Source organism: Flavobacterium sp. 245, from assembly GCF_004362055.1.
Classification (GTDB): Bacteria; Bacteroidota; Bacteroidia; order Flavobacteriales; family Flavobacteriaceae; genus Flavobacterium.
In genome coordinates this window covers 124,905-137,052 of record NZ_SNXB01000002.1, presented here as the reverse complement: position 1 = coordinate 137,052, position 12,148 = coordinate 124,905, and the positions used below count along the sequence as shown (strand labels likewise).

At 32.8% G+C, this 12,148-nt stretch carries 14 protein-coding genes; 11 read left to right on the top strand and 3 right to left on the bottom strand.

Annotated elements, in window-relative coordinates:
• The first annotated feature begins 55 nt into the window (after nt 1-55).
• Entirely contained in the window at nt 56-349 is a 294-nt protein-coding gene (locus EV145_RS03905) for a DUF3817 domain-containing protein (protein ID WP_133523925.1), read from the top strand.
• The gene (locus EV145_RS03900; RefSeq protein ID WP_133523924.1) at nt 342-1,601 is read left to right on the top strand and encodes a mechanosensitive ion channel family protein; all 1,260 of its coding nucleotides are present in this window, start codon (nt 342-344) and stop codon (nt 1,599-1,601) included. Before EV145_RS03905 ends, EV145_RS03900 begins: the two co-directional genes overlap by 8 nt.
• A 58-nt stretch (nt 1,602-1,659) precedes the next feature.
• On the opposite strand, the gene EV145_RS03895 is transcribed toward EV145_RS03900, so the two are convergent.
• The gene (locus EV145_RS03895) at nt 1,660-2,088 is read right to left on the bottom strand and encodes a hypothetical protein (RefSeq protein WP_133523923.1); all 429 of its coding nucleotides are present in this window, start codon (nt 2,086-2,088) and stop codon (nt 1,660-1,662) included.
• Between the two features lie 115 nt (nt 2,089-2,203).
• Here EV145_RS03895 and EV145_RS03890 point away from each other — a divergent pair, with 115 nt between their 5' ends.
• From EV145_RS03890 to EV145_RS03880, 3 genes are all read left to right on the top strand, one after another.
• Nucleotides 2,204-2,605 carry a glyoxalase gene (locus EV145_RS03890; protein ID WP_133523922.1) on the top strand — a complete coding sequence of 134 codons (402 nt, stop codon included), beginning with the start codon at nt 2,204-2,206 and terminating at the stop codon, nt 2,603-2,605.
• A gap of 9 nt (nt 2,606-2,614) precedes the next feature.
• Nucleotides 2,615-3,190, top strand: coding sequence for a Crp/Fnr family transcriptional regulator (locus EV145_RS03885; protein WP_133523921.1), 576 nt, complete (start codon nt 2,615-2,617; stop codon nt 3,188-3,190).
• A 78-nt stretch (nt 3,191-3,268) separates the two neighbouring features.
• A complete protein-coding gene (locus tag EV145_RS03880) occupies nt 3,269-4,240 on the top strand; it encodes a zinc-binding alcohol dehydrogenase family protein (RefSeq protein WP_133523920.1) in 972 nt (323 codons plus the stop codon).
• A gap of 191 nt (nt 4,241-4,431) precedes the next feature.
• Here the strand turns inward: EV145_RS03880 and EV145_RS03875 are convergent, their stop codons facing one another.
• Together EV145_RS03875 and EV145_RS03870 are read right to left on the bottom strand one after the other, a co-directional pair.
• Complete coding sequence (locus EV145_RS03875) at nt 4,432-6,174, bottom strand: DUF885 domain-containing protein (protein WP_133523919.1); 1,743 nt, start codon at nt 6,172-6,174, stop codon at nt 4,432-4,434.
• Between the two features lie 69 nt (nt 6,175-6,243).
• Nucleotides 6,244-8,220 carry a thiamine pyrophosphate-dependent enzyme gene (locus tag EV145_RS03870; RefSeq protein WP_133523918.1) on the bottom strand — a complete coding sequence of 659 codons (1,977 nt, stop codon included), beginning with the start codon at nt 8,218-8,220 and terminating at the stop codon, nt 6,244-6,246.
• A gap of 173 nt (nt 8,221-8,393) precedes the next feature.
• On the opposite strand from EV145_RS03870, the gene EV145_RS03865 reads away from it, so the two are divergent.
• The 6 genes from EV145_RS03865 (at nt 8,394) to EV145_RS03840 (ending at nt 12,121) form a co-directional block, all read left to right on the top strand.
• Nucleotides 8,394-9,344 carry an isopenicillin N synthase family dioxygenase gene (locus EV145_RS03865; RefSeq protein ID WP_133523917.1) on the top strand — a complete coding sequence of 317 codons (951 nt, stop codon included), beginning with the start codon at nt 8,394-8,396 and terminating at the stop codon, nt 9,342-9,344.
• 112 nt (nt 9,345-9,456) lie between these two features.
• Nucleotides 9,457-9,789 (top strand): translation initiation factor, encoded by a 333-nt coding sequence (locus EV145_RS03860; protein WP_133523916.1) that lies wholly within the window; start codon nt 9,457-9,459, stop codon nt 9,787-9,789.
• A 117-nt stretch (nt 9,790-9,906) separates the two neighbouring features.
• Complete coding sequence (locus EV145_RS03855; protein WP_133523915.1) at nt 9,907-10,776, top strand: nucleoside phosphorylase; 870 nt, start codon at nt 9,907-9,909, stop codon at nt 10,774-10,776.
• Nucleotides 10,777-10,811: 35 nt separating this feature from the next.
• The gene (locus tag EV145_RS03850) at nt 10,812-11,252 is read left to right on the top strand and encodes a DinB family protein (RefSeq protein ID WP_133523914.1); all 441 of its coding nucleotides are present in this window, start codon (nt 10,812-10,814) and stop codon (nt 11,250-11,252) included.
• A gap of 3 nt (nt 11,253-11,255) precedes the next feature.
• On the top strand, nt 11,256-11,648 hold the full coding sequence (locus EV145_RS03845; protein WP_133523913.1) for a VOC family protein: 393 nt from the start codon (nt 11,256-11,258) through the stop codon (nt 11,646-11,648).
• A complete protein-coding gene (locus EV145_RS03840; RefSeq protein ID WP_133523912.1) occupies nt 11,648-12,121 on the top strand; it encodes a DUF4265 domain-containing protein in 474 nt (157 codons plus the stop codon). Before EV145_RS03845 ends, EV145_RS03840 begins: the two co-directional genes overlap by 1 nt.
• Nucleotides 12,122-12,148: the final 27 nt, after the last annotated feature.

Genomic DNA, 12,148 nt, shown 5'->3' with positions numbered 1-12,148 from the left:
AAAAACCAACCATAATACTTAATTTTGCTTCTATAAATTCAAAAAATACATATACATGCTCAAGATTTTTAAAGTTACTGCCATTTTAGAAGGGATATCATATTTAGTATTATTTGCAAATATGCTTATTATTAAAACCAACAATCCTGAACTTTATCATACTTTACTGCGCCCGCTGGGAATGACACACGGCGTTTTGTTTATTGGATACATTATTCTTGCTTTTTTATTAAAAAAATCAATGAACTGGGATTTAAAAACGTTCGGAATCATTTTGATAGCTTCTCTTATTCCGTTTGGAACTTTTTACATCGAGAAAAAATATTTAGAAAATAAAGCAAATGCATAAGCTTTTGGATAAAATATTTAATTTTTTATATCCGCTTTTTAGAGATTGGGGAATGAGTCGCAATGTTGCGTCTTATACCAGTCTTATTTTCAATATTGTCATTTTAGTCGCATTAGCATATATCATTTATTATGCTGCTAAATTTGTTTTGGTGACTTTGACTGCTGTTTTTGCGCAACGAACTAAAACTAAATTTGACGATTATTTAATTCAGAACAAAACCACTCGATATACGGCTTACCTAATTCCGTTTTTCTTTATTTATAAAGCAGTTCCGGTTATTTTAGATAAATATGAATACTGGGAATCTATCTTCGGAAAAATAGTAGGCGTTTATATTGTATTGTTGGGATTATGGATTGTCCGCACAATATTTAATTCACTTCGGGATTATTTAAAGCAAAAACCTGAATACAGCGACAAACCTATTGACAGTTTTGTTCAGGTTATCATGATTGTCCTTTGGATTTTTGGTGTTGCGATTATTATTTCGACTTTATTCGGAATTAAAAAAGGCGAACTACTTACCATTTTAGGGACACTTTCGGCCATTATTATCTTGATTTTCAGAGATACAATTCTTGGATTTGTTTCGAGTGTCCAGGTTGCGATAAACGATATGGTTCGAATTGGCGACTGGATTACAATGGACAAATTTGGTGCCGACGGTGATGTGATCGAAATCAATTTAACAACGGTAAAAGTTCGAAATTTTGATAATACGATAACAACAATTCCAACGTATGCATTAAGTTCAGATTCGTTCCAAAACTGGCGCGGTATGCAAAAATCAGCCGGACGCCGAATCAAAAGACATGTTTTAATAAAAAGTAGCACTATCCGATTCTTAAATGATGAAGATTTGGCTCAAATGAAAAAAGTGCAGTTAATTTCCTCTTATATAGACTCTAGACAAGCAGAAATTGAAAAATACAATGATCTTAGAGGAGTTGATAAAACACTAGCTCTTAATGGCCGAAATATGACCAATTTAGGTTTGTTCAGAAAGTATATTATGCAATATCTGATAACGCATCCAGGATTGAATAAAGATATGCATATTATGTGCCGTCAGCTGCAGTCAACTGCGCATGGAGTTCCTCTAGAAATTTATGCCTTTTCAAGTGATAAACGCTGGGCAAATTATGAATATATCATGGCTGATATTTTTGACCATGTTATGGCTTCTGTAGAATATTTTGATCTTGAAATATTTGAATTGCCTTCAAAGATTGAGGTTTTAGATAGGTAAGTTTTCAATCGCAGTATTCAATCACAGTTATAAACTGAATACTGCGACTGGGACTGAACTAGTACTTAACCTCTTCAAAAACAAACTTTGGTTCATTATAATTTAATGTTCCTTGAATAAAGCACGGAAGATTCATATAAGTTCCTACTACTCCATTTCCTAAAAGTAAATTCTTGTCTTTTTTGAGTAAAGCTAATGGAACTCTTTTCCAGCTTCCTCCATTAGAAATAAAATGAAAATCACCTCTTAGTGTATCTCCTTTGATATCTCCCCTTACATCGCCAGAATCTTTCCCAAGCTGATGATAAAGAATTTCGTAGCGTCCATAAAAACGCTTTTCATTTATTTTGATTGTCAAAAAGGCAGTGTCTTTTTGATTTACGGCGAGATAAACGATTTCTTGATAATCATTTTTGTTTTCTTTTGAGTTGCAAGAAATAACAAAAATCATAATTAATAGGAAAAAAGGAAACGAGTTTTTGTTCATAATAAATTTTTAAAACCACATACTTGATAAAAGTATATTTAATATATTTTGTTGAATAACTTATATCTCAATTTAATTTTTGTATTCTAATTTTTTCTAAATTTAAAGAAAAAACATGGCAGACAGAGATAATTTTTTAAGAGAATTTAGAGGTGAAACTTTAGGAACTGTCAGTGCTCAGTCTTCGGCAGATGAATTGTTTCAAAATCAAACGATCAGACCCATTTTAAAACTGCAAAATGATTTATTTATTGCTGTTTTTATAAATTACGTCAATAAAAACAAAGCCGATTTTTATTCTTATTCTGTGGAAAAGAAACTTCAGACAATAGAAAATTCCATTCAAAAAGACATTAAATTCAGAAACTCTTTAAAAGGAATTGTAATGGCGCTTTTTACTCTTGAAGAATATGAAACCTATATTCAAAATTCATCCAGTTTAAACAAAAGAATGATGAATTTGTTAATTGATAGACTTAAAAGTCAGGTGCAATTGTTTGAAGTGGAATTGAATTAATGTAGTGAAATGTTCAGTCAATTCCGAAATAAATTCCCTTTAACCGACGAAAAGTGGCTTGAATACACTAACTATTTCAATCGTATTGAAATTCCTTCTAAAGCTGTTCTTTTAGAAGAAGGAGAGATTTCTAAAAAGCTTTTTATAATCGAAAAAGGCTGTATTAGAGTTTGGTTCAATAATAACGGAAAAGATTTAACAACACAATTTTTTTTCGAAAATCAAAGTGTGGCTTCGATTGAAAGTTTCATAAAAAAATCACCAAGTCCGGTTGTTGTTGAAACTATCGAACCTTCTGTTTTATGGTGGATTCATAAAAATGATCTTGATAAAATTTTGGAAGAAATAAAAGAAATTCCGGAACTTAGAGATCGATTAATCAACATGCTTTTTCAGCGTACATTTGATTATATGAAATATTTTGTTTCTTTTATAAAAGATTCACCTACTCAACGTTATCTAAGTTTAATTAAAGAAAGACCTCAAATTATTCAGCGTGTTCCTCAGCATTATATTGCTTCTTATCTTGGCGTAACCACTGTTCATTTAAGCCGAATCAAAAGTAAATTGGCTCACAAAAAGTAGTGCTTTTGCATTTGATAACAAATGTTATCGTTTGCCTATAAACGCCTTTATAATTTTGCTTCATAAAATTTAATAATTATGAAAGCAGCAGTAGTTTATAGAAAAGACGAATTACCTAAATATGTAGAAATTCCAGAACCAATTGCAACAAATGAAAACGAGATTTTAATATCAGTTAAAGCCGTTGCTATTACAAATCTGGATAAAGGAATTGCAAGCGGAGGACATTATTCTTCAGAAAAAGAAAATCAGAATGGAACCATAATTGGCAGTGACGCGATTGGTTTGCTTGAAAACGGAACCAGAGTTTATGCCCGCGGTATCTCCGGAACAATTGCCGAAAAAGCTTTAGTTGAAAAAAGCAGAATGGTTGCATTGCCAGACGGAATTGACGACGCAACGGCTGCCGCAATGCCAAATGCAGTTGCAGGCTCAGCAATGGCGCTCTGTTTTAGAGCCGGAATTAAATCTGACGAAACGGTTTTAATTAATGGAGCAACTGGTTTTACAGGACAAATGGCGATTCAGATTGCGAAACATTATGGAGCAAAAAAAATAATCGTTACTGGAAGAAATGACAAAACACTTCAAAGTCTTTTAGAATTAGGTGCCGATGAAATTGTTTCTTTAAAACAAGATGATGAAAGCCTGGTTGCTCAACTAAAAGAAATTCATCAAAATACGCCAATTGATATTGTTTTGGATTATTTGTGGGGACATTCAGCAGAACTTATTTTTTCTGTTTTAAAAGGAAACGGAAATTTTACGCATAAAACGCGATATGTTTCTATAGGTGCAATGTCTGGAGATTTGATTCAATTATCGGCACAAATTTTACGAAGCGTTGATCTTCAATTGTCCGGTTCTGGTTTAGGAAGCTGGACGAGAGACGAAGTGAAATTGTTGTTTTCGGAAATTCTTCCTGAAATGTTTCTTTTGGCTTCTCAAAACAAATTAAAAGTAAATATTGAAAAAGTCAATTTAGTCGACATTGAAAAAATGTGGAATGCTGAAGTTACTGATGGTAAAAGGCTTGTTGTTGTTATTTAAAAATAATTTAAACGAGGATAAAACGGATTTTTTTTATCAATTATCCACGCTGTTTGTCATTTATGACAAGATTGTGTTTAATTCTTGTGTTTAATTCTTCTTTTAAATTCATTCAAAATGTATAAATGAAAAAAGGTTTGATGAGAAACAAATCTAATCAAACCTTTTTTCTATTAAAATAGTTGCAAATTTTACTCTTTAGAAAGCATCAATTCTTTAATATATTTTACTGGTGCACTTCCATAACTTAAGAATTTCTCATGAAACTGTTTCAGATTGAATTTATCTCCTTCTTGTTTTTTAAGTTCTTCTCTCAAGTTGTAGATTTCTGTATATCCTGTAAAATAAGAGCATAATTGAACTTGAGATAGCGTTACGCGCTTCCACTTCCCTTCTGCTTCTGCCTGTTGTTGAAAAGCTTCTCTAGTAAGCAATATCATCGCATCTTCTTTAGACATGTCTTTAGTATGAACGCTGTTGTCTAAAATCGTGTTGCAAGTTGTTCTTAAATTCCATTTATAATACATCAGCCACATTTCATCAGAATTTTTATAACCGCTTTCCAGCATCATTTTTTCAGCATAAACTGCCCAACCTTCAACCATTGCACCATTTCCTAAAATAGATTTGATAATGCTTGGTGACTGATTGCTGTAAACTAATTGCGTATAATGTCCCGGAATTGCTTCGTGAATATTTAGAATCTGAAGAATATAATCATTGTATTCGCGCAGGTAACTTTCTGCATTTTCAGCAGTCCATCCAGACATGCTTCCAACATTATAATACGTATTTGCATTTTTGTCGTAAGGACCAGGAGCAGAAATTGAAGCACCCGCTACGCCCGCCATATAAGCAGGTTCTTTACGAACCACTAGAGGTTTAGACGGATCTATATACAAAAGATCTTTTGCTTTTACATACGCCGTAAGCTCTGGAATTTGTTTTTCAATTTCCGATTGGAATTTCTCTGGAGTTGTATGTTGCAGTGAGATTTTATCAATGACTTGTTTTATCAAATCCAGTTTATCAGCAGGTTTTGGTGCGTTTCCGTTGTATTTTTTCCATAATTTATCTGCAATAACAAACATTTTATCATGCAGATCATTTTTATGATCAACGGCAATTTTATAAATTTCATCAGCAGAATAACTTGACTGAATATCAAAGTTGAATTTCTTTGCATATAATGATGCGCCTAATCTAAATGAACGAGGTGTTTTATTTGGTAAGTTTTTAAGCCATTCTGCGTAATCTTTTATCGCTTTCACCGAAATTTTTGCCTTGTCCTGAATTTCTTTTTTCTCGGCTTCATTAAGTTTGCTTTTTGATAAGGCATCATTTAATTCACCTTCAAAAACAGCAGCACCTCCAATATTTTGATCAATTGCAAGATCAGTATGTTCAATTGTTGGGTTTTTGATATTCTTTTTTGCAGCCTCATAATAAGCCGGAATAGCATTCATTTTGATGTTAAAAGCACGCAGACGAACTTCTAATGAATCGTATTTTCCGTTTAAAATTTCTGCGAATGAGCCACAAACGTTGTATTCTGCAGGATTCCATTCAGATGATTTTAATTCTTTGATGGTAAAAATCGTTCCTTCAAGCTGATTTTTGATCATTTGAAAATCGGTCTTGTTGTTATCAGACAAACTTTCAATATCATATTTTTTTAAAGAATCTAGTTGTGCATTTGCAAAATCAAGCTCTATTTTGCTTTGTTTAGCATCTGGAACAACTAAAAGACTGTCGTATTTATGAAATCCAACTCCAGAGGCCCAGCCTGGATAGATCTTCCATAAATTATCAACGAGATTATCTTTATATCGGTCAAACTTTTCATCTAAAGCTTTGTCGACAGTTGTTTTAGCACTTTTATTGCAAGAAAAAAGCAACGAAACAGCAAAAATAGAAACAAACAGTTTTTTCATAATTTGGTTTTTTATTCGATTTAAAGATAGAAAAAATGTTCTTTCTTCAAAACGGAAAGACCTTTATAGTTAATATTTCAATAAATCAAAAAGGATTTCTTCAAAACGGTTTTTTGCCAGAAACTGATCTTCTAAAGCTTTTGTAAATGGAATTGGCGAATCTAAACTGGCAACTCTTTTTACCGGACCATCAAGATATTCAAAACAATGTTCCATTATTAATGCCGAAATATCGCTCGCAATACCGCCAAACATAGTGTCTTCCTGATAAATAATTGCTTTTCCTGTCTTTTTAACCGATGCAAAAATAGTTTCGGTGTCTAAAGGCTGCAATGTTCGTAAATCTATTAAATCAGCTTTAACTTCCGGATTATTGGCTAATGTCTCCAATGCCCAGTGAACTGGCGCTCCAAAGGCGATAATGGTAACATCATTTCCTTCTTTTAAAACTGCTGCTTTTCCTAACGGAATCGTGTAATAATCAGTTGGAACATCTTGATAAATACTGCGATATAATTGTTTATGTTCAAAAAACAGAACTGGATTTGGGTCATTAATAGAAGTATTTAATAAACCTTTTGCATCATATGGAAAAGCAGGGTAAACTATTTTTAATCCTGGAGTTTTGGTAAACCAAGCTTCGTTTGTCTGCGAATGAAAAGGTCCCGCTTGCGTACCGCCACCACAAGGCATTCGAACTACAACATCAGCCTTTTCGCCCCAGCGATAATGTGATTTTGCCAATAAATTTACAATCGGATTAAAACCTGTTGACACAAAATCAGCAAATTGCATTTCTACAATCGCTTTATATCCGTTAATTGATAATCCCATTCCGGTTGAAACTACCGCGCTTTCGCAAATTGGCGTATTGCGGACTCTTTCTTTTCCAAAAGCATCAACAAAACCTTCTGTAATTTTAAATGCCCCACCATATTCTGCAATGTCCTGGCCCATTATGACTAAGTTTTTATTGCGCCACATAGATTGTTCTAAACTATTTCGGATAGCATCTATAAAACGAATATTTTTTACTTCTTCGCCATGCGTATATTCTTCATATTCAAAATCTTTATAAACATCATCTAACTCTCCGCTATAAGTTGGGACAATCTCAGGTTCAGCATTTGCAATGGCTAAATTTTCATCAATTTCTTGCTTGATTTCATTGTGAAGCTCTACGTCATATTCGGCTGTTAAAATTCCTTTTTCAGTCAAATAATTGCGATAATTGGTCACAGGATCTTTAGCTGCCCATTCATCCATTAATTCCTGAGGTACATATTTTGTGCCACTCGCTTCTTCGTGCCCGCGCATTCTGAACGTTTTAAATTCCAATAACACTGGATGCGGATCACGCTGCATTTGTTCTTTTAATTCAGCAAGCTTATTATAAACGTCAAGTATATTATTTCCGTCAATAATATGACTTTCAATGCCGTAACCAATTCCTTTGTCGGCTAGATTTTCGCATAAATACTGTTCGTTTGTTGGAGTCGAAAGTCCGTAACCATTATTTTCGATAACAAACATTACAGGCAATTTCCAAACTGCTGCAATATTCAGCGCTTCGTGAAAATCTCCTTCGCTGGTTGCGCCTTCGCCAGTAAAAACAGCTGTTACTTTTTTGTTGTTTTGAAGTTTATCAGCTAATGCGATTCCGTCTGCGATACCTAATTGCGGACCCAGATGCGAAATCATTCCGATTATTTTATATTCTTGAGTTCCAAAGTGAAAACTTCGGTCCCTTCCTTTAGTAAAACCGTTCGCCTTTCCCTGCCACTGCGAGAATAAGCGGTAAAGTGGAATATTTCTGGTTGTAAAAACACCAAGATTTCGATGCATTGGCAATACGTACTCAGATTCGTTTAAAACAGCTGTTACGCCCACTGCAATAGCTTCCTGCCCAATTCCGGAGAACCATTTTGAAACTTTTCCCTGACGAATCAGGATCAGCATTTTTTCTTCGATTAATCGAGGTTTGAGAATTTTTTTATATAAATCTAGTAATTGAGCGTCGGTCAGATTTTGTCTGTAAAAGATCATTGGGTTAGTTTTTTTTAGTGTTCCAAATATAAAAAATTATAACAATTTTATTTGTTTTTGTTATAATATTTCAATTTTAATATAACTTTTAAAATTCAATTCTAAAATATTCTCTACCTTTGTTACTGAAAGGTTTTTCAACACCTTTCGTCTTTAAATAAAAAATGTAAAGTATGCAAAACATTCCTAGTGTAGACTTACGTGATTTCCTTTCGGACGACCCGAAACGTAAACAAAAATTTGTAAATGAAATCGGCAGTGCATTTGAAAACATTGGCTTCGTAGCCCTAAAAGGTCACTTTTTAGATGATCAATTAGTAGACGAGCTTTATAGCGAAATTAGAAAATTTTTCGCTTTGCCAGTAGAAACTAAGCATAATTATGAAATTCCTGGTATTGGCGGACAAAGAGGTTATGTATCTTTTGGAAAAGAACATGCTAAAGGACGTAAAGAGGGAGATTTAAAAGAGTTTTGGCATTTTGGCCAGTATGTTGATGCAGATTCAAAATACGCGTCAGAATATCCAGAAAACGTTGAAGTAAAAGAGTTGCCACGTTTTAACGCAGTTGGTAAAGAAGCTTATCAAATGCTTGAAAAAACGGGAGTTTACGTCCTTAGAGCTTTAGCTTTGCATTTAGGTTTAGATGAATTTTATTTTGATGATTATGCAAAAGAAGGAAATTCAATTTTAAGACCAATTCATTATCCGCCTATTACTACGGAACCGGAAAATGCAATTAGAGCGGCTGCACATGGTGACATCAACTTGATTACACTTTTAATGGGCGCTCAAGGAAAAGGATTACAAGTTCAAAATCATGATGGAGAATGGATTGATGCAATTGCTGCAGATGATGAATTAGTAATTAATGTTGGCGATATGTTGTCAAGACATACTAACAACAAACTAAAATCAACAATTCACCAAGTGGTAAATCCGCCAAGAGAATTATGGGGAACTTCACGTTATTCTATTCCGTTTTTCATGCATCCAGTAAGCGATATGCGCTTAGATTGTCTTGAAAATTGTATCGATGATGAGCATCCTAAGAAATTTGAAGATATTACAGCGGGAGATTATTTATACGAACGTTTAGTAGATTTAGGTTTAATTAAAAAATAAAAATTCAAATAAATTCAAATATTAAAATTCCAAATTCCAAGCTTTATTGGAGTTTGGAATTTAATTTTTAAATACTTTTATGGTTGGAATTTATTTTTAGAATAAAAAAATTATGGACTTTAAAGATCAATTAAAAAACTTATTTCCAGATCACGTTGAATCGAATGAACCTGAGGAAATTCAGGCCGAAGAACACGTATTATACGTTCAAAAAGAACCAATGATTTGTAAATTCGAAAAACGAAAAGGAAAAGCCACTACGATTATTGAAGGTTACGAAGGATCGGATGAAGATTTTAAAGTTCTTGCCAAAGAAATTAAAACAAAATTAAGTGTTGGTGGTACTTTTAAAGATGCTTCAATCATTATTCAAGGCGATTATCGTGACAAGATTATGGCTATTTTAAAAGAAAAAGGATTTAAAACGAAACGTGTAGGAGGCTAAAAAAAGTTTCAAGTTTCAAGTTTAACGTTTCAAGTTACTCCAACCTGAAACCTGAAACTTGAAACAAAAAGAAAACTCAGAACCTTAGCCACTCAGAACCTTAGCACCTCAAAAAAAATGATACAAAACTCAGAATTAATACTTAATCCAGACGGAAGTGTTTACCACTTAAATCTTCGTCCTGAAAATATAGCTCACGACATTATTTTTGTTGGAGATCAAAACAGAGTTGAAAAAATCACTCAGTTTTTTGAAAAAATAGAATTTTCTACTCAAAAAAGAGAATTTAAAACCCAAACCGGAATTTACAAGGGAAAACGCATTTCTGTAATTTCTACAGGAATTGGCCCTGACAATATTGATATAGTACTAAATGAGCTTGATGCTTTAGTAAATATTGATTTGGAAACACGTACGCCAAAAGAAAATTTGACTTCACTGAATATCATCAGAATTGGGACATCAGGATCTTTGCAAGCTGATATTCCTGTTGACAGTTTTGTAATGTCAAAATTTGGACTTGGTTTAGATAATATGCTTCGCTCCTATTTAATTGATGAAGTTTCTAATGCTGCAATTGAAGATGCTTTTACTACGCACACCAATTGGGACATCAGAAAAGGAAGACCTTATGCAATTGCCTGCTCTGAAACTTTAGAAAAAACAATTGAATCGGATAAAATTTTTAAAGGAATTACGGCAACTGCCGGTGGTTTTTATGGTCCTCAGGGTCGTGTTTTGCGTTTAAACATTCAAGATGAAGAATTAAACAATAAAATGGATAATTTTGATTTTGATGGCAATAAAATCACTAACTTAGAAATGGAAACGGCAGCAATTTATGGGCTTTCGTCACTGTTAGGTCATAATGCCTTATCTTTAAATGCTATCATTGCCAATCGTGCTTCAGGAACTTTTAGTGAAGATCCTTATAAAGCTGTTGATGAGCTGATTACTTATACTTTGAATAAAATTGCCGGTAATTAATTAGATAATTTGCCAATTAGAAAATGAGATCATTTATGGAAAACGCTATTCGTAAATTTGAGAAATTATTAAGCGAAAATATCAATTATTTTCCAACGCTTAATGATGAAATTTTAGAAGTAAAAATTCCTGGAAAATGGTCAAAAAAAGAAATTTTAGGACACTTAATAGATTCCGGAATTCATAATTTAGTTCGTTTTACTGAAATAAATTATTTAGAAAAACCTTATCATCATAGGCCTTACAGCCAAATGGATTTGGTTGATTTGAATCAGTACCAAACAATTCCTATTGCTGAATTAACGCAATTGTGGTTTTCGGTAAACAGACAAATTGTTAGAATCATGAAATCGGTTGATCAAAAAGCATTGGATTATAAAATTGTATTGGCTGATGAATCAGTTATTGATTTAAAGTTTCTAATGACGGATTACGTTGAACATTTAGTGCATCATGTCAATCAAATAAAATCGTAATTTATGTTTTTAAGAGTAGCAAGACATACCAATGATTTAAAAAGAATTGAAGATTTTTACGTAAATGTACTTGGCTTTGAACAATTAGGAGAGTTTCAAAATCACAATAATTACAATGGTATTTTTATTGGAAAATCAGGTTTAGACTGGCATTTTGAATTTACTCAATCAGAATCTGTAGCGAAACATATTTTTGATGAAGATGATGTTATTGTGCTATATCCAAAAGTAATAGCAGATTATAATGACTTGATAAGTAGACTTATACATTTAAATATCTCAACTATAACTGCAACTAATCCATTTTGGAATGAAAACGGAAAAATGATTCAGGATCCAGATGGTTATCGTATTGTTATATCACCCTTAAAAGCTGTAATCAGCGAAATTGAATAATGCAGGAAAGACATACAAAAATCTTATTTAAATATTATAGCAGTTTTTTAGAAGAAACCGTTTCAGAAACAATGTGGGCCGAAATTATTAATCTTGAAAAAGGTTTTTTCAGATTGGATAATATTCCGTTTTTTGGGGCATCAATTGCAACAGGAGATTTGTTTTATGCCGAATATGAGGAAGAAGAAAAAAAGCTGGTTTATAAAGAAACTATTGAGCATTCAGGTAATTCCATTGTTCAGATATTAATTTTAGAAGGCGGTTTTGATAAAGAAATAATTAGCGAGAAGCTTCAAGCTATTAATTGCATATCTGAAAGTCTGAATGATACATTCTTGGCAGTCGAAATTGTGAGAGATGTTGATTATGCGATTGTTAAAAATGTTTTAATTGGATATGAAGACCAATCAGTAATAGAATTTGCAGAACCGTACATTTCTGAAAAACACCGAGCTGATTTATTAAAAAACTAAACAAACAAACTTAAAATACGCATACCA

Bases quoted from the DNA above. Each gene is read 5' to 3' on its own strand.
- EV145_RS03850 (WP_133523914.1), top strand. From the start codon at position 10,812: ATGGAAAACGCTATTCGTAAATTTGAGAAATTATTAAGCGAAAATATC.
- EV145_RS03895 (WP_133523923.1), bottom strand. From the start codon at position 2,088: ATGAACAAAAACTCGTTTCCTTTTTTCCTATTAATTATGATTTTTGTT.
- EV145_RS03900 (WP_133523924.1), top strand. From the start codon at position 342: ATGCATAAGCTTTTGGATAAAATATTTAATTTTTTATATCCGCTTTTT.
- EV145_RS03905 (WP_133523925.1), top strand. From the start codon at position 56: ATGCTCAAGATTTTTAAAGTTACTGCCATTTTAGAAGGGATATCATAT.
- EV145_RS03885 (WP_133523921.1), top strand. From the start codon at position 2,615: ATGTTCAGTCAATTCCGAAATAAATTCCCTTTAACCGACGAAAAGTGG.
- EV145_RS03855 (WP_133523915.1), top strand. From the start codon at position 9,907: ATGATACAAAACTCAGAATTAATACTTAATCCAGACGGAAGTGTTTAC.
- EV145_RS03865 (WP_133523917.1), top strand. From the start codon at position 8,394: ATGCAAAACATTCCTAGTGTAGACTTACGTGATTTCCTTTCGGACGAC.
- EV145_RS03870 (WP_133523918.1), bottom strand. From the start codon at position 8,220: ATGATCTTTTACAGACAAAATCTGACCGACGCTCAATTACTAGATTTA.
- EV145_RS03890 (WP_133523922.1), top strand. From the start codon at position 2,204: ATGGCAGACAGAGATAATTTTTTAAGAGAATTTAGAGGTGAAACTTTA.
- EV145_RS03840 (WP_133523912.1), top strand. From the start codon at position 11,648: ATGCAGGAAAGACATACAAAAATCTTATTTAAATATTATAGCAGTTTT.
- EV145_RS03845 (WP_133523913.1), top strand. From the start codon at position 11,256: ATGTTTTTAAGAGTAGCAAGACATACCAATGATTTAAAAAGAATTGAA.
- EV145_RS03860 (WP_133523916.1), top strand. From the start codon at position 9,457: ATGGACTTTAAAGATCAATTAAAAAACTTATTTCCAGATCACGTTGAA.
- EV145_RS03875 (WP_133523919.1), bottom strand. From the start codon at position 6,174: ATGAAAAAACTGTTTGTTTCTATTTTTGCTGTTTCGTTGCTTTTTTCT.
- EV145_RS03880 (WP_133523920.1), top strand. From the start codon at position 3,269: ATGAAAGCAGCAGTAGTTTATAGAAAAGACGAATTACCTAAATATGTA.